The sequence below is a fragment of the Myxococcus sp. CA051A genome, assembly GCF_013336705.1.
GTDB lineage: Bacteria > Myxococcota > Myxococcia > Myxococcales > Myxococcaceae > Myxococcus > Myxococcus llanfairpwllgwyngyllgogerychwyrndrobwllllantysiliogogogochensis.
Genome location: NZ_JABUMS010000025.1, coordinates 57264 through 74301, shown reverse-complemented (window position 1 = coordinate 74301; position 17038 = coordinate 57264). Strand labels below are relative to the sequence as shown.

13 protein-coding genes are annotated in these 17038 nt (G+C 68.4%); 4 read left to right on the top strand and 9 right to left on the bottom strand.

What is annotated here, in order from left to right:
* Positions 1–10 precede the first annotated feature (10 nt).
* From HUA74_RS41125 to HUA74_RS46230, 3 genes are all read right to left on the bottom strand, one after another.
* A complete protein-coding gene (locus HUA74_RS41125; protein WP_174458949.1) occupies positions 11–691 on the bottom strand; it encodes a hypothetical protein in 681 nt (226 codons plus the stop codon).
* 118 nt (positions 692–809) lie between these two features.
* On the bottom strand, positions 810–1913 hold the full coding sequence (locus tag HUA74_RS41120) for a right-handed parallel beta-helix repeat-containing protein (RefSeq protein ID WP_254614543.1): 1104 nt from the start codon (positions 1911–1913) through the stop codon (positions 810–812).
* Positions 1862–2302: a hypothetical protein gene (locus tag HUA74_RS46230; RefSeq protein WP_254625480.1), complete on the bottom strand. Its 441-nt coding sequence runs from the start codon at positions 2300–2302 to the stop codon at positions 1862–1864. Before HUA74_RS46230 ends, HUA74_RS41120 begins: the two co-directional genes overlap by 52 nt.
* Before the next feature lie 468 nt (positions 2303–2770).
* Here HUA74_RS46230 and HUA74_RS41115 point away from each other — a divergent pair, with 468 nt between their 5' ends.
* The 3 genes from HUA74_RS41115 to HUA74_RS41105 are packed head-to-tail and all read left to right on the top strand — an operon-like array spanning position 2771 to position 5191.
* A complete protein-coding gene (locus tag HUA74_RS41115) occupies positions 2771–3385 on the top strand; it encodes a hypothetical protein (protein WP_174458947.1) in 615 nt (204 codons plus the stop codon).
* Positions 3382–4404 carry a DUF2071 domain-containing protein gene (locus tag HUA74_RS41110; protein WP_174458946.1) on the top strand — a complete coding sequence of 341 codons (1023 nt, stop codon included), beginning with the start codon at positions 3382–3384 and terminating at the stop codon, positions 4402–4404. The genes HUA74_RS41115 and HUA74_RS41110 overlap by 4 nt, the downstream gene beginning before the upstream one ends.
* A 25-nt stretch (positions 4405–4429) precedes the next feature.
* A complete protein-coding gene (locus HUA74_RS41105; protein WP_174458945.1) occupies positions 4430–5191 on the top strand; it encodes a murein L,D-transpeptidase family protein in 762 nt (253 codons plus the stop codon).
* Between the two features lie 21 nt (positions 5192–5212).
* Here the strand turns inward: HUA74_RS41105 and HUA74_RS41100 are convergent, their stop codons facing one another.
* The 3 genes from HUA74_RS41100 to HUA74_RS41090 form a co-directional block, all read right to left on the bottom strand.
* Positions 5213–6037 (bottom strand): matrixin family metalloprotease, encoded by an 825-nt coding sequence (locus tag HUA74_RS41100; RefSeq protein ID WP_174458944.1) that lies wholly within the window; start codon positions 6035–6037, stop codon positions 5213–5215.
* Positions 6038–6123: 86 nt separating this feature from the next.
* Entirely contained in the window at positions 6124–7584 is a 1461-nt protein-coding gene (locus HUA74_RS41095) for an SPFH domain-containing protein (RefSeq protein ID WP_174458943.1), read from the bottom strand.
* A 65-nt stretch (positions 7585–7649) separates the two neighbouring features.
* Positions 7650–9008 (bottom strand): OmpA family protein, encoded by a 1359-nt coding sequence (locus HUA74_RS41090; protein ID WP_174458942.1) that lies wholly within the window; start codon positions 9006–9008, stop codon positions 7650–7652.
* 195 nt (positions 9009–9203) lie between these two features.
* On the opposite strand from HUA74_RS41090, the gene HUA74_RS41085 reads away from it, so the two are divergent.
* Positions 9204–10838, top strand: coding sequence for a fumarate hydratase (locus tag HUA74_RS41085; RefSeq protein WP_141648781.1), 1635 nt, complete (start codon positions 9204–9206; stop codon positions 10836–10838).
* Between the two features lie 64 nt (positions 10839–10902).
* Here the strand turns inward: HUA74_RS41085 and HUA74_RS41080 are convergent, their stop codons facing one another.
* The 3 genes from HUA74_RS41080 to HUA74_RS41070 all read right to left on the bottom strand — a co-directional run bounded on the left by HUA74_RS41080 (position 10903) and on the right by HUA74_RS41070 (position 17026).
* On the bottom strand, positions 10903–14316 hold the full coding sequence (locus tag HUA74_RS41080) for an HYR domain-containing protein (protein ID WP_174458941.1): 3414 nt from the start codon (positions 14314–14316) through the stop codon (positions 10903–10905).
* A gap of 219 nt (positions 14317–14535) precedes the next feature.
* Complete coding sequence (locus tag HUA74_RS41075; protein WP_141648779.1) at positions 14536–14757, bottom strand: hypothetical protein; 222 nt, start codon at positions 14755–14757, stop codon at positions 14536–14538.
* A 145-nt stretch (positions 14758–14902) separates the two neighbouring features.
* Positions 14903–17026 carry a M13 family metallopeptidase gene (locus HUA74_RS41070; protein ID WP_174458940.1) on the bottom strand — a complete coding sequence of 708 codons (2124 nt, stop codon included), beginning with the start codon at positions 17024–17026 and terminating at the stop codon, positions 14903–14905.
* Positions 17027–17038: the final 12 nt, after the last annotated feature.

Genomic DNA, 17038 nt, shown 5'->3' with positions numbered 1-17038 from the left:
CGGTATCGACTCAGCCGCGGCGGTGGTCGCGGCGGTCCTCACGGCGCTCGCGATGGTCCTCACGGCGCTCGCGATTGTCCTCATGAAGCTCCTGCTTTCCCTCGCGGACCTCGCGCTCCGCCAGCCGGATGAGCTCCTGGATGAGGTCCCGCTTGCGGTGCAACGCGCCACCATTCCGGCGGCCCTCCAGCTCCGCGAGCTCCCGGGCGATGACCTGCCGAGTGCGCAGCGTGGCGGCCTCCGCCTTCACATCGCGGCGGTCATCCCGGGCATCCCGCCGGTCATCGCGGAGGTCCCGCTTGTCGTTGACGTACGCGGCCCGGCGCCCCCAGGCGGCATCGTCGCGGACCTCCCACTGCTCCGCGCGCACCTCGCGCTGGCTGCGCTGGGCCTCCCGCTGCGAGGACGACAGCTCGGTGCGGCTCTCCATCATCTCCGCGCGAAGAAGCTGGCGCAGGCGCCCTTCCACGGCATCCATCTCACGGGTGTCACGACGCGCCCAGGCCTTGTCGAAGCGGGCCAGGACGGCCTTCAGCTCCTCCACGTCCTTCCGGTCGTCGCGAAGCTCGCGGCGGTCCTCATGCACTTCGTAACGGTCCTGCGCGCGCTCCCATTGGTTGGAGCGGGACTGGGCCTGCGCGCTTCCCGCGAAGAGAAGTCCCGCGAGCACGGCGGATGAAAAAGCGTTCATGGTGGGGGTCCTCGTGAGCGCGAAGCTCGCTTGTGTGTACAGGCCTACTGACGCGGCCTGAGCCATTTTATTCGAGGCTTCGAGCCCCCGGGTGGAGACAAGGTAGGACTCGCGCCGACTACTGGGCGGCGACGGTGCAGTCGCCCGTCACATTCGGCGCGGGGTTGCCATTCACCGTGTTCCCACTGAAGACGTTGTCGCTCTCGACCACCAGCTCCACCGCGCCGCTGCCTCGGTTGCACACCACCACGCCCCCCGCCCCTGCCTGGTTGTCCAGGAAGCGGTTGTGTCGCAGGGTGACACCGCGAGTGCCAACATCCTCCACGTAGATGGCCGCCGCGGGCCCCTTCGTCACGAAGTTGTCTTCGAAGAGGTTGTCCACGATGAGGTCGTTGTTCGGCTGGAAGTAGTGCAGGGCCGCGCCGCCGCCCAGGTCGTAGATGTTCTGTGAGTTGGGCCAGGCGAGCACGGGCCTCACCGTCAGGCCGCTCCACACACTGCCCCGGAACGCCTCCAGGCCGTTGTTCCGGAAGGTGTTGCCGCGCACCACGGAGTCACGTCCGTGCGTCACGCACATCGCCCCGCCACCCGCCATGGAGGACGTGCCCGCCTGAGCGAAGCGGTCGATGTCCGACGTGCGGTTGCCTTCGAACAGCGTGCTCTCCACGCGAGAGCCCACGGTGAACATCAGGTCCAGCGCGCCGCACTTCGCCGCGGACACGTTGTCACGGAACACGGAGTTCCGAATCGTCACCGGCCCCGGGTAGTAGGCCCACAGCGCGCCACGCGTCCAGTCTCGGTCGCCGTTGTATTCGTTCTTGCGCACCTTCTCGAAGACCATGTGGTCGAAGACGGGGTGTCCGTCTCCCACGGAGTTGTCTCCATAGAAGTTCATGCCCCACCAGCCATACGGGTTCGTCGAGGTGAGCAGCACGGGCTTGTCCGCCGTGCCACTCACCTGGATGCCGCCGTACACACGCACTTCCACGCGGCCCTTCTGGTGGTTCATCACGCTGTCCGGCGCACCCGCCGCGACATCGGCCTCCGTCACCTCCGGGCGCCCCTTGAAGTCGAGGATGACGCCGGGCTGCACCTTGAGGACCTGCCCCTTCGGAATCGTGACGACGCCCTGGGCATTGCCGATGACCCGGTAGGGGGAGCCCGCCGCCGTCAGCGTCCCGGACAATGTGCCCGTGACGACCGTGCCGCCATCCGTCGGCACCTCGACGGGCCCCGCATCCTGGCCTGCGTCCAGGCCACCATCCAAAGCACCGCCATCCGTCCCAGCATCGGCTCGGCCCGCATCCACGGGGTCAGGACCACTGCCACCGTCCACGCCGGAGTCGCCTCCATCCGAGGTCCCAGGGCCAGCGTCGCGCTCAGGTTCGCCACCAGCATCTCGCTCCGGTTCGCCGCCAGCGTCACGTTCGGGCTCTCCACCGGCATCGCGCTCGGGCTCTCCACCAGCGTCGCGTTCGGGCTCTCCACCAGCGTCGCGTTCGGGCTCGCCACCGGCGTCACGTTCGGGCTCGCCACCGGCGTCACGTTCGGGCTCGCCACCGGCGTCACGTTCGGGTTCTCCGCCAGCATCGCGCACGAGCCCGCCACCATCCTCCACTCCCACGCCGTCTTCAGGGTCCGTCGACGAATCTTCGCCGGAACAAGCAAAGGCACTCACCGAGAGAGACACGGCGACGACGCTGGCAATCAAGAAGGAAAACGAAGATGTCTTCATAGGCGGGCTGGCAGGTAACACGAGCAGGAGTCAGCCACCATTGCATGAGGGTCCCATCCCATGCGGACCAACCTTCGCTCCGAATTCCTGCACGAAGGTACGTGCCCGCCTCACGCGCCAGGCACTTCCCCACCCCCGCGGTCGGGCTTCCCTCCTCCAGTGACCCGTACATGCCGCGCACTCACCTCACCTGCATGGTCGGTTTTCATGCACCAGGTGGAGACATCCCGTGCACTGAAGCCTGCTCCCTCGCTTCGCCACACCGTGGCTGACGTACCGGGTCTGGAATCCGACCGCGAACGGGACGCCTTCCTCGCCGGGGGTCGCGTAGACTCCGCGCCACGATGAACCGCGAAGAAGCGAACCAGGCCCTCGAGCTCATCCGCCGCGTCGTGTCCCAGGCGCGTGACGACTCGGCCCTCCAGAACTGGGGCGTCATCTGGATGCTCCATGCCTTCACCAACGCCGCGGGCTTCGCCGCCACTCAGTGGCTCTGGAATCGGGGAGACCGGACGCCCGGCGCCTACGTCGTCCTCTGGAGCGCCATCCTGGCCTTCAACATCTCCAGCATCTTCCTGCTCAAGCGCGGCCAGACGGCGGGCGCGCGCTCCTTCGTCGAGCGGCAGATCTGGGCCATCTGGACCACGTTCATGGGCGGCATGGGGCTGGTGGCCCTCATCAACTGGCTGCTCGGCCTGGACCGGCTGTTCATGCCCGCGGTGGCCTGTGTGTTGTTCGCCACCGCCTTCTCGATGATGGGCGCGCTGATGGGCCGGGTGTGGTTCACGGTGGCGGCCTTCTTCGCGGTCGTCTCCCTGATGATGACGCGCTTGCCAGAGCACGGCTTCAGCCTGCTGGCCGCGCTCTGGTTCGCGGTGCAGTTCGGCGGAGGGCTCGCGCTCCACCGCGCCCGCTTGCGCAGGCTCGCGGCCCGGACGCCCGAGGCCCGGCTGGTATGAAGCCGGAGTCGCTCGCCGCACTGGTGGCCCTCGCAACCGAGCCGTGGGGGCTGGACGAGCTGGAGCTTCACTCGCGCCTCGCGGTGGCTGGAGTGACGGACCCCGCGTCGGCGCTGCGCGCGATTGCCCTGGCGGGACTGGCTCGTGAGGAGCGACGCCGCTGGGTCCCTACGCCGTTGGGACACGAGGCCCTGCGCGAGGCCCACCTGCTCCTCGCGAGCAGCCAGGACCCGAGCCCCAGTCCCCCCGGCATGGAGGAGTGCCCATCCGTGCCCTGGCTCACCCAGGTGCAGACGCACTGGGTGGAGGCCGTCTCACTCAACTACGCGGTGGACGCGGAGCGACTCGCGCGCCTGTTGCCCGCGCCGCTCGTTCCAGAAATCCATCGCGGCACCGCGTGGGTGCAGGTGCTGATGTCGTCCCTGCGCGACATGCGTCCCCAGGGCGTGTCTCCCCTGCTGGGCGTGTGCTTCTACCAGGTGAGCTATCGGGCGGCGGTGCGCTATCGCAACGCGCGCGGGGAGTGGCGACGCGGCGGCTACTTCGTGCGCAGCGAGACGAATGACCCGGTGATGCGCCGCGTGGGCAATGCGCTGGACGAGTTCCGCTTCCACGAGTTCGGCGAGGCGCACATGGTGATGGCTCGCGAGGGTGAGCTGCTCACCGTCGCGGCGGACCCGGAGGCGGCCTTTCCCGGAGGGCGCCTCGTCGGCGTGTTCGACACCCGGCCCCAGACACACCCGCCCCAGGGCAGCGTGTGGACGGGGCTGGAGGACCTGCACGAGCCGCTGGTCGAGTGCTACGACGCGCTCGGTGTTTCGGGCGACTTCGTCTACGTCCTCACCATCGACCGTGCCCCGTGGAACGCCCGCTTCTGCACCCCGGTGGAGCTGTACTGCGAGTACTTCGAGGAGGGCCCTCTCGCCCCGGGAGCGCGGCTGGACTCGGTCCTCCACCTCACGGAGTGTGCCTACCGCTGGCGGCCTCTTCGCAGGGAACGACATACCGTGGAACCGTGAGCGACCCGGCGGAGTCCAACGCGCGATGAAGACCTCTCTCGCAATCGTCGCCGGCCTCCTTGGCGCCCTTCTCTCCCTGAGCGCCCATGCAGGGGACCGCGTCGCCACCGCTCGCGCCTCGCGGATGAAGGACGTCACGGCCCTCTTCGCCACCGCCGGGACACCCTGGCCCACGGACCAGCTCTATGTCCGGGCCTTCAAGCACGAAAAGGAGCTGGAGGTCTGGGCGGGGCCCAAGGAGGGTCCGCTGGTGAAGGTGAAGACGTACCCCTTCTGCGCCGCCTCGGGAGAGCTGGGGCCCAAGCGTCGCGAGGGCGACCTCCAGGTCCCGGAAGGGTTCTACACGCTCGACCTCTTCAACCCGGTGAGCAACTTCCACCTCTCCGTGCGGGTCAGCTATCCCAACACGGCGGACAAGCACCACCAGAAGCCGGGCGTCCGGCTGGGCGGCAACATCTTCGTGCATGGCAACTGCGTGAGCATCGGCTGCATCGCCATCGAGGATGGCCCCATCGAGGAGCTCTACCTCATGGCGCTGGACACGCGCGCCCGGACGAAGCGGGACGCGCCCATCCACATCTTCCCGCGCAGGCTCGACGCGGCGGGGATGGCGGCGCTGGAGAAGCAGGCAGGCGCGGACACCTCGCTGGTGTCGTTCTGGAAGAGCCTCCAGCCCGCGTACACCCTCTTCGAGGAGAGCCGCCAGGTGCCTCGCACCTCGGTCGTCGCGAAGACGGGTGCCTATGTCGTGACACCCGCGACGAAGGCCCCTCGCGCGGGACGATGACCGCGCGAAGGGCGCCGCGCGTCACAGCGGATACAGGAACCCCGCCGCCGTCTCGTCCTGGGCGCTCAACACCAGGTCTCCCGCCGTCACACCGCACGAGTAGTTGACCATCACCGAGTTGGGATCCGGGGTCTCCGTCAGCATGCACGTGCCCGTGGTCCGCGGACAGAGCACGCTGCCCGGCTCATGCACGAAGCCCAGCACATGCCCCAGTTCGTGCCGCAGGAGGCCCCTGAGCGTCAAAGGGGCGATGTTCCCGAACGCGGTGTTGTCGATGAGCAGGCTCCGCGCGGAGCGGGCCGCATTCGGGAAGAACGCGCGGGCCAGATACTGGCCGCCCGTGTTGACCGGTCGGATGTCGAAGACGACGCCCTCCTGAGAGGCAATGCAGGCCCCGTCGAGCGAGCTCTCGTGGATGAAGTTCACGCCCGCCACGGCTTCCCACGCCTTCGCCGCGCTACTCATCGCCGCGATGACGTCGGCCTGGCGCGTGCCGAACGACCTGCTGACGCAGTACCGCAAGTCGCGCACCGCCGCGGAGCCCCACATGACGAGGACGCCATTGGGGCACCCCACGGCCAGCGCATCCTCGCGAGTGCCCAGTCCGTCCCGCCGCACGTAACGGTCGTGGTACGCGCGCAGCGCCGTGTCGCCGTCGAACGCCAGGTCCGGCGGCACGACATAGACGTTCGAGTCGGGCTCCCGGTATGCCCTCGACTTGAACTCCTCGAAGGCCGCATCGGAGGTGCCTGCCGGCGCACCTGCCGGCTCCTGTTCGACGCTCCCGCATGCCGAGAGCAGGACGGACACTCCGAGACACAACCCCACGAAACAGACATTGCGCATGACTCCCCCTCTGACGGCTCCCAAAGCCGCCCAACCAGAAATAATAGCAAATCTGGAAGGTGACCTGGGAGCCGGGGGGCTGAACTTCAATCCGGAGTGGGGTGCTCTTCTTCCGGCGTGGGGGTGGGGGCACCAGGCGGCGGAGACGCGGGCGGCTCCGTCTTCAAGACATTCACCAGGGCCATCATCTGGGCCACCAGGGTGGTCAGTCCCTGGCCGTCCTGCGCGCCGCCGGCGCCGCCGATGGACACCGAACGCAGCTCGCGAGGCTGCGGCAGCTTCTCCGCGATGGCGGGCAGCAACTCCACCAGCCGCGCCTGCACGTTGGACGCACTCAGCCCGTTGAGGATCTGCTGGCGCAGCTCCAGGTGCTCCAGCTCGACCCGGGCCTGACGGTTGGCCGCGGCGCGCTCCACGTCGTGAGCGTCCGTGCTCGCCAGCGCGGTGCGCTTGAGCCTTGCCGCCTCCACCTCCTGGTGCAGTCGCGCCAGCTCCGCCTCACCTGCCAGCCGGGCCTTCTCCAGCTCCGCGGCCTGGAGCACCGTCTGCTGCCGCTCCGTGGCCAGCTTGCGCGCGTCCTCTTCCTCGCGATGCTGTCGCCGCTGCCGCTCGGACTGCTCGCGGTCGTACGCCTGCGCGTCCTTGCTCGCCCGGAGCGCGGACAGCTCGCCATCGCTCTCCAGTTGCATGCGCTCGCGCGTCTGCTCCACCTCCAGCTCACGCTGGGCCAGCGACTCCTCCTTCCCCAACGACGCCAGCCGGGCGATGCGCTCCTGCTCGGCGCGGAACGGCGTCTGGAGGCTCTCCCACAGGCGCGCGGAGCTGACCACGGCCTCCTTGATTTGCACCGTGACGATGCGCAGCCCCAGGCCCTTGTCGGTGCCTCCGCCGCCCTCCGCCACGTGCCGCAACCGGGCCGTGAGTTCCTCGATGATGGGCTGCTTGTCGGACAGCACCGCGTCGATGCTCATGGTGGCCACCTTGTCCTTGATGGCCGCCTCCGCCTGCTCGCGCAGCTGCACGTTCACCACGCGCATCGGGTCCTCCACGTCGGTGAAGTCCAGCTTGCGGTAGGCCGTGCCGAAGTCCTCGATGATCCACTGCACGTAGCCCTGCACCAACAGGCCCTGCAGCTCGCGGCAGATGCAGTGCGCGTTGATGAGGATGGTCTGCATCGCCCCCGGCACCACCAGGAACGAGTCCTTCGAGGGGTCGTATGCGAACGACACCCCCAGGCCGAGCGTCAGCGGCTGCGCATGCCCACGGCGCGTCTGCACCACGTAGGCATTGGGCGGGACGACGACCGTCTTCCAGCGCCAGAAGCCGGTGATGCGCACGTCCACCGCGTTCCCCGGGCTCGCACCACCACCTCCTCCTCCTCCTCCTCCGCCCCCTCCTCCGGGTGACGCCGGGCGGGACGCGCTCGCCGACGCCATGGCGATACCGCCCACCATCTGCTTGCGAGCCCGCAGGTCCACCTCCAGGCGCTGCTGCTGCTCCCGCACCTGGTCGAGATACGCGTTCTTCACCGGCTCCTGGGACGACATGGACGCTCCCCCTGAAAAGGGGCCCATCCAAGCACACGTCAGGAGCCCCGAGGAGGCGGGGGGCGCTACTTGCCCTTCACCAGCAGGATGTCCACGCGGCGGTTCAGCTCGCGCCCGCGCGGAATCAGGTTGGGGGCCTTGGGACGGGTATCGCCCAGGCCGGAGGCGTCGATGCGCGACGGGCTCAGGCCCGCCTTCACCAGCAGGTCCGCCACGGCCTTGGCGCGCGACTCGGAGAGCGCCTGTCGCGCCGTCGCCGGAGCCTCGCGGTTGTCCGTGTGTCCCTCCAGGCGCAGCTTCAGCGTCTCGTCCCGCACCAGCAGGTCCACCAACAGGGCCAGGCCCTCCGTGGAGTCCTTGCGCGGCGCGGCCTGCTTCTCCGCGAAGCGCGGGGGCTTGGGCAGCTCCACGCGCTCGTTCTTCACCTGCGGCTGCTTCGCCTTCTGCGCGGGCGCGGGCGCCAGCACGAAGGCCACCGAGGCCTCGCGGTCTCGGCTCACCTTCACCTGACGCGTCTGGGCCAGGAACCCCTTGGAGAGCACATCCACCGTGTACTCACCCGGGGGCAGCATCACCGGCACCGGCTTGCGCGCGTTCTTGTCGAGGAGGACCTGCTGCGGCGCGCCCTTGCCCCGGACATACGCCGTGGCGGCCACGGGCTTCTTGCCCGCGAGCACCTTCAGCAGCAGCCGCCCCGGCGCCACCGGGCCCTGCTCCGGAGATTCCCGGGGCTTCGTCCCCGCGACTGGCGGCGCGGTGACAGGAGGCGCCGTCACGGGCGGCGCGGTGACAGGCGGCGTCACCTGCGCCACGGCGATGGGCGGCGCACCCGCGTCCTGGCCTTCCACCAGCGTGGCGTCCGCGAGCGGCGCGGTCATCTCCGCCGATACATCGTGCGACAGCTTCAGCTTCAGCCGAGGGTCGGGCGCGGTGGGGTTGATGCCGGGAATCACCTTCACCCGCATCCGCAGCCCCTTCTGCGCCTGGAACGTGACGGAGGCCGTCATCTTCCAGAGGAAGCCGCTCTCCTCGCTGAAGAGGTTCCACGCGTCGTTGTTCGTATAGGTGACGCGCGACACCAGCGTGTAGGAGCCCTCCTCCACCTTCAGCGACGCGAGGCGATGGATGCCCGGGCCGGAGATGACGTCCAGCCCCGGTACCGCGAGGGGTTGGCCGTTGAGGATGAAGTCCACCTCCAGCAGCTTGTAGGCCCGCGCGGTTCCCGCGCCCGGGAGCCCTTCGTAGGTGATGACGACCTCTGGAGGAGGCGTCTTGACCAGGGCCTGGAGCTGACGGTCCAGGTCCTCGCGGGCCCGCTGCTCGACGGTGGACGGTTCAGCCGCGCGAGCCGTGGCGCCGACGAGGGCCAGGATGCAGAGCCACAGTGCTTGTACGGAGGAATAAGCCACGGGGGTCCACAGCATCGCACAACCTGGGCCTGCCGCGAGTTGTCAGCCGGGCGGGCTGACCACCAGCCGACCGTCGGCCCCCCTCCCCTCACTCCAGGTCCCGGCCGGACAGGGGCCTGGGGTGTGGCCCGGTCCACGTTTTTGGCTCCCATCCCGCCGCCAAGGGCGCTACTCCTGGGCGCCGAAGACTCCCCCGAAGAGGCGCGCGCGATGAACGACTTCCAGTTCCAGGAAATGCTCCCGCTGGGCAAGGACGAGACGCCCTACCGATTGCTCACGAAGGACCACGTCTCCACCTTCGAGGCCGGCGGACGCACCTTCCTCCAGGTCGCCCCCGAAGCGCTCACCCTGCTGACCCGGGAGGCCATGCGGGACATCGCGCACCTCTTGCGCCCCGGGCACCTGGGCCAGCTTTCGAAGATCCTCCAGGACCCGGAGGCGTCCGCGAATGACCGCTTCGTCGCGCTGGAGCTGCTGAAGAACGCGAACATCGCCGCCGGTGGCGTGCTGCCGTCCTGCCAGGACACGGGCACCGCCATCATCATGGGCAAGAAGGGCCAGCACGTCCTCACCGACGGCCATGACGAGGAGGCCCTCTCCCGCGGCGTCTTCGAGACGTATCGCACGTCCAACCTGCGCTACTCGCAGATGGCGGCGCTGGACATGTACAAGGAGGCCAACACCGGCAACAACCTGCCCGCGCAGATCGAGCTCTACGCGACGGGCGGCGACGCCTACAAGTTCCTGTTCATGGCCAAGGGCGGCGGCTCGGCCAACAAGAGCTATCTGTTCCAGGAGACCAAGGCGCTGCTCAACCCGACGAGCCTCTTGGCCTTCCTCGACGCGAAGATCCGCTCGCTGGGCACCGCGGCGTGTCCGCCGTACCACCTGGCCATCGTCGTGGGCGGCACGTCCGCGGAGTTCGCGCTGAAGACGGCCAAGTACGCCTCCGCGCGCTACCTGGACACGCTGCCCACCGAGGGCAACGCGCTGGGCCGGGGCTTCCGCGACGTGGCGCTGGAGCAGGAGGTGCTGAAGCTCACGCAGCGCATGGGCATTGGCGCCCAGTTCGGCGGCAAGTACTTCTGCCACGATGTGCGCGTCATCCGGCTGCCGCGCCACGGCGCCTCGTGCCCGGTGGCCATCGCCGTGTCGTGTTCGGCGGACCGGCAGGTGCTCGGCAAGATTACGCGCGACGGTGTCTTCCTGGAGCAGTTGGAGGCGGACCCGGCGAAGTACCTCCCGGAGACGACGGACGCGGACCTGGCCGGCGAGGTGGTGAAGCTGGACCTCAACCGTCCGATGAGCGAGCTGCGCGCGGAGCTGTCGCGCTACCCCATCAAGACGCGCGTGTCGCTCACCGGCCCCATGGTGGTGGCGCGCGACATCGCCCACGCGAAGCTCAAGGAGCGGTTGGACCGGGGCGAGGGCATGCCGCAGTACCTGAAGGACCGCATGGTCTACTACGCGGGCCCGGCGAAGACGCCGGAAGGGTATGCCTCCGGCTCTTTCGGTCCGACGACGGCCGGCCGCATGGACGCGTACGTGGACCAGTTCCAGGCGGAGGGCGGCAGCTTCGTGATGCTGGCCAAGGGCAACCGCTCCCAGGCCGTCACCGACGCGTGCAAGAAGCACGGCGGCTTCTACCTGGGCTCCATTGGCGGCCCGGCGGCCCGGCTCGCCAAGGACTGCATCACCAAGGTGGAGGTGCTGGAGTACGAGGAACTGGGCATGGAGGCCGTGTGGAAGATTGAAGTGGTCGACTTCCCGGCCTTCATCGTGGTGGACGACAAGGGCAACGACTTCTTCGCCCACCTCAACAAGCCCTCCGCGAAGAAGGGCTGAGGGCACGCCGTGGAGTGGCGGGACTGAAGCGCCACCCCTCAAGTGGCGCTCCGAGGGCCTCGGCTCAGCGACGCCGGCGAACGAGCGTCGGAAGCACGAGCAACAGGAGGCCGAAGAACAAGGAGCCTCCTCCTCCCGCGCAACCGCACGACTCGGACTCCTCCGGCCTGGGGACGATAGCGCCACCGTCCACCACGCCACCGTCTCCTGCCCCTGCGTCACCGGGACCCGCGTCGTCACCGGGACCCGCGTCGTCGCCAGGACCCGCGTCACCGGGTCCGGCGTCCGCAACCGGGCGCTCGGTGATGGTCACCGGAAAGTGACAGGTCGCCTGATGGCCGGCGTGGTCCGTGACCACCACGTCCACGGTGCTCGTCCCGACTGGGAACACAGAGCCCGAAGGAGGAACGCTCTCCACCGTCGGAGCGGGGTCCAGCGCATCGCTCACGGAGACATCGAACAGGACCGCCGCTCCCTCGATGCCGTTCAACCCCACCGGACACGTCAGCGTGGGCGGCGAGGTGTCACGCCGGATGGAGACCCGCTGCGACGTCGTACCTCCCTGCGATGTCGCGGAGCAGGTGAACACCTGCTCCAGGGTGTCCCTCGTCACCGTCTCGGCTTCGCAGCCCGTCGTCTGGGTGACGCTCGACTCTGCTTCCTCGATGGACCACGCGAGCGAGACGTCCCCCACGTAGAAGCCATTCGCGCCGAGCACCCCTGTCACGTTCGCCTTCACGACCGGCGGGGTGACGTCGACATCCACCGCGAACGGCTCCATCCCATATTCAGGGTGAACCGCCGCCAGGAACAGCGTGCCAGAGACCGTGATAGGCGCTGACGGAGACGAGGGCATTGCCCCTGGCCAGAGGTCCGCGACCAACGAGGGCTCGCCCGCGCCCGGGTCGAGCCGACAGAGCTCCAACCCCACGGCTCCCAGCTCACAATCCAGGAACACCGTGTCCCGGTACGTGGTGAGCCACGACGACCCCAGCACGGAGTCCACCACCGTGGTGCCTTCGGGGGTCCCATCCGTCCTCGCCAGATACCGACCCGAAGAGGTCTGGATGAGGAGCACCGTGCCCGTACCTTGCCGCGTGGCGGCGAGCAGCCGCGTATCCCCTGTCCCCGGCTCGAAGTCGCCCAACCGCTGTGCACGAGTGCCACGCAGCACCCAGACCTCGCGCCCCACCTCCGCGCCCTTGGCCGTGAAGAACAACAGCGGACCGACCGCGTGCAAGTCGGCGGGCTCCACGTCCTGCGTGCCAGGAACGAGCGCCGTCCCCATCACGGAGCCGTCACTCGACCAGAGGGATGCGCCCCGAGTGACGAACGCCACCCGGTCCTCATAGGCGACCGGCTTCCCCGCGGGGACGGTTGCGAGCCTTATCACCGAGCCCGCAACGCGGGCCCCGTCCGTGCGGTACGGGAAGTAATCGCTCTCGCTGGTCAGGTACTGGCGGAAGAACACCTGGGTGCCGGCCACGGCGAGGAAGTCGAGCGGACGACCGGCAAGCGACTGCATCGAGAGCGTTCCATCCCGGGTGCCATCACTCTCCGCCAGTTCGTAGCCTGAATCCCATTCGCGCCCCAGAATCATCCTCGAGCCCAGGTGGGCCTTGCCAGAGGCGGGACTCAGGTGCACGGCATCGCCAGGCCCCCCCTTCGAAATATACAGCGCCGCGCCTTCACGGAAGGTGAGCGCGTCCCCCCAGCGTTCCAGCTGGGTGATGGTCGAATACAACGAGAACGCATCACGGATGACGTGCGTGCCGGCGTGCGTGCCGTCGGTGCGAAGCAGCGACGATTGTCCCAGCGCCTTCGTCGCGCTGAAGTACGCGAACGTATCTCCCGAGGTCCAGTTCTCGGGGTAGGACCCCGCGTTCGACCAGGTCCAGACTTCCGTCACGGCACCTTCCGGTCCGCCTTCGGGGAAGGCGTGAAGCAACAAGCCGCTGCCCTCGATGGAGAACGCGTGCAGCGTCCCTCCCCTCGACACGACGTCGGTCAGTCGCCCTTCGAAGACCCTCGAGGTCCCTTCCGGTGTGCCATCGGTCCGCCACACGGACTCGGCACTGCCCTCGGGAGTCCCGGAGAGCAGCACCTGGGCGCCGACCGCGGTGAACGCCGTGACACTCGTTCCAGCAGCGCCTGGGCTGAGGTCGGCGAGCAACCCGGTGCCCGCCTCCGTGCCGTCCGTGGTCCAGGGCTCCAGGCCCGTCAACGCATCGCTGGCGACGAAGTAGAGCCGCCCGCCGTTCTGGACGACCACGCTGGTGCTGGGAAGCGCGGCGAACCTTCGGACCACGCGAGGCGCTGCGACGCCATCCCACGCGAACACCGCGGGACCGGTCGAGTCGACTCCCACGTAGACGAACTGGGAGCCAATGCGGGAGACGGGGCCCACCAGTCGCTCAAGCCACTGGAGCACGCGCGTCCCCGAGGACGTACCGTCCGTCCGCCAGAGCGCGACACCCAACGCGGTCGACACCGCGAAGTGCACCTGGGACCCGAGCGGATCCAACCAGGAGGCCAGCAACGTGGTGCGATTGGACCTGATGGAAGCAATCGTCGTCGTGCCACTGACCGTTCCATCCGAGGCCCTCAACGCGATGTCATAGACGCCATTGGAACCCGACCATGCGCCGAACAAAGACCGGGGGCCGATGTCGAGGTTGGGCCCGGTGAACGGTTCGATGGTGGAGACCTGCTTGGTCCCAGCAGGGGTGCCATTGGTGACGTAGAGGTCCCAGAGGTAGATGTTGCTGTAGCCGGAGCGGAACCAGAGCTTCCCTCCTCGAATGGACAGGCGAAGCTCGCGCGAACGCGTGGACTGGTCGACCGCGTACACGAGCCGCGTCCCGGTGGCTGTCCCATCCGTCCTCCACAGCTCGTTGCGGGAGCTGAAGTACAGCGCACCCTCGAACTCGAGCAGCCCCGTCGATTCACTGGAGAATCCGTACGGACCGGCCCACGTGTCACTCACGAGGTGGGTCCCTTCGGAGGTGCCGTCGGAGCGCCACAATTCATGGCCGTGCACGCCATCGTTGGCGAGGAAGTAGAGCGCCGAGTCCCAGGTCGTCCACCCGAGGCAGTTCCCGTCACCGGAGCCAGGCCGGATGTCCTTGAGCAGCGTGGTGCCTTCCGGGGTGCCATCGGTCGACCACGGCTCCGAGCCGTGGACACCGTCGTCGGCGAGGAAAAAGACCCGCTCCCCCAGCACCCCCATGAGGCGAGGCGTCGACGAGCCCATCCCCGGGTGGATGTCCTTCACCATCCGCGCTGCCCCCCGGGAGAGGTCGGTGACCCACAGCTCATTGCCCGCCGCCGCCGTCGCCAGCGAGAAATACACGCGGTCGCCGACGGAGACGAGCACGCGGGCCCCTGTATAGGGCGTCACGGGCGTGGGATTCAGGTCGGCAATCAGTCGTGGCGTCGCCGAGACAAGACTGAGCACCAACAAGCTGCTGTAGAGCATGCGTGTTCCTCAGGGGGTGTGGTGCGTCCAGGAATGCGGGCGCGCGATGCACCTCGCTTGCCCCGTTAGACGACACCCGCCCTCCCCTGGTGGCTCATTCCCGCCACGAGACGAGGCCCACCGATTACGCCCCTGCGTCCCGAGAACCTCGTCCCAGGACGAGCCCTCAAGGGACCGTTGCGGAAAACCCTTGCGAAAGAGGCGTGACGCGGGGCGCCCTCACGCGCGCGGCGGCGCTTCTTCCACCGGCACGGCCACGGGGACCTTCTTCTTCGGGATGATGCCGCGACGGGGGCCCTTGAGGGCCACGCCCAGCAGCATGCTCGCGGGGAGCATCATCCCCAGTCCTTGCGTGAGGTTGTCGGGAGGATGAACGACAGCCCCCAACACCAGCGCGGAGAACAACAGACCACAGACCAGTCGAAGCAACAGGGAGCTCACGAGAGGGACCTCGGTGACGGGGTGCCCCAGCGTAAACATCCCAGAGGCCCTGTCCAGGCGGCCTCGTGGGGCCCTTCAGGGTGGGGCCGAGCAAGCACCCCACCCTGTCCCACCGCCCACGTCGGACGGTGGGAGCGTCAGGGAGCTACCAGATCTTCACGCGCTTCTCGGGGGCGAGCCAGCCGGCGTCGCCTTCCTTCACGCCGAACGCCTCGTAGAACTCCGCCATGTTCCGCACCACGCCGTTGACGCGGTACTGCGGCGGCGAGTGGGTGTCGGTGAGCAGCATCTGCCGCATGGCGTCGTCGCGGTACAGGCCACGCCAGACCTGCGCCCAGCCGAGGAAGAAGCGCTGGGGGCCGGTGAAGCCGGCGATGGACGGCGCCGCCTTGCCCTGGAGGGACATGTTGTACGCCTTGTAGGCGACCGCGAGGCCGCTCAGGTCGCCGATGTTCTCGCCCAGGGTCAGCTCGCCGTTGACGTTCATCGACTCCAGCGGGCTGAAGCCGGCGTACTGGGCCACCAGCACGGACGTGCGCTGCTTGAAGCCGGCCTGGTCCTTCTCCGTCCACCAGTTGCGCAGGTTGCCGTCGCCATCCGAGCGGCTGCCCTGGTCATCGAAGCCGTGGCTGATTTCGTGGCCAATCACCGCGCCGATGGCGCCGTAGTTCGTCGCGTCGTCCGCGTCCGGGTTGAAGAACGGCGGCTGGAGGATGGCGGCCGGGAAGACAATCTCGTTCATCGTGGAGCTGTAGTAGGCATTCACCATCTGCGGCGGCATGCCCCACTCCTCGCGGTCGATGGGCTTGCCCAGCTTGTCCACCATCCGCTGGAAGTCGAACGCATCACCGCGACGGACGTTGCCCAGCAGGTCGCCCGCGACGATCTCCAGGCGCGAGTAGTCCCGCCACTTGTCCGGGTAGCCGATCTTCACGTTGAACTTGGACAGCTTCGCCTGGGCCTGCGCCTTCGTCTCGGCGCTCATCCAGTCCAGCCCGTCGATGCCCTGACGGAAGGCCTCACGCAGGTTGTTGACCAGCTCCACCATGCGCTGCTTCGACGCGGGGCTGAAGTGGCGCTCCACGTAGAGCTGGCCCACGGCCTCGCCCAGCGAGTCCTCCACCGCCGACACGCCGCGCTTCCAGCGCGGACGGTTCTCCTGAAGGCCCTGCAGCGTCTTGCCGTAGAACTCGAACGAGGCCTGCTCGAAGGGGCTCGACAGCATCGGCGCGCGGCCGGCCAGCACCTTGAACGTCAGGTACTGCTTGAGCACGGGCAGCGGCGTCGTCTTGACGAGTCCCGACAGGGCCTCGAAGTACGTCGGCTGGCGGACGATGACGGCGGGCGTCGCCTGGGCACCCGCGGCCTTGAAGAAGCGCGTCCACGAGAAGCCGGGGGTGAGTGCCTCCGCCTCCTTGACGCTCTTGAGGTTGTAGGTGGCCTCGCGGTCCCGGCTCTTCACCCGGTCCCAGCTCTTGTCGGCCAGCGTCGTCTCGAGCGCGAGGATGGCCTCGGCCGCCTTCTTCGCGTCCTTCTCACCGGCCAGGGTGAAGAGCTTCTCGATGTACGCCACGTAGGCGGCGCGAATCTCGATGAAGCGCGGCTCCTGCTTGGAATAGTAGTCCCGGTCCGGCAGGCCCAGGCCGCTCTGGCTGACGTACGCGATGTAGCGCGTGGCCTGCTTCTGGTCCTGGCCCACGAAGAAGGCGAAGGGCGTCTGGATGCCGCTGCGCTGGAGCTCCGCGAACAGCTCCGGCAGCTGCGCCTTGTCCTTCAGGCCCTTCACCCGCGCGAGCTCCTGGGCAATCGGCTTCACGCCGAGCGACTCGATGCGCTCGGTATCCATGAAGCTGTTGTACAGGTCGCCCACCTTCTGCGCGGTGGAGCCCGGCGCGCGCTCCTTCGCGGTGGCGGACTCCTCGATGATGGCGCGCAGGGCCAGCTCGGACTTGTCCGCCAGCTCGATGAACGAGCCATAGCGGGCGCGGTCCGCGGGGATGGGCGTGTTCTTCAGCCAGGTCCCGTTGACGAACCGGTAGAAGTCATCCTGGGGACGGATGCTGCGGTCCAGGTTCTTCAGCTCGACGCCGAGTGCACGAACCGCCTCCTCCGACACGGCCTCCGCGACGGGCGCGGGCGTGGACGCGGCGGGAGGCGGAGTCGCCTCGGTGGGCGCGGGCTGCGGCGCGCTGGCGCAGCCGGTCAGCAACAGGGTTCCGAGGGCACTGGTCGCCCAGGCTCGGTGGGCAATGGACTTCTTGGGGCTCATGAGGTTCCGAGA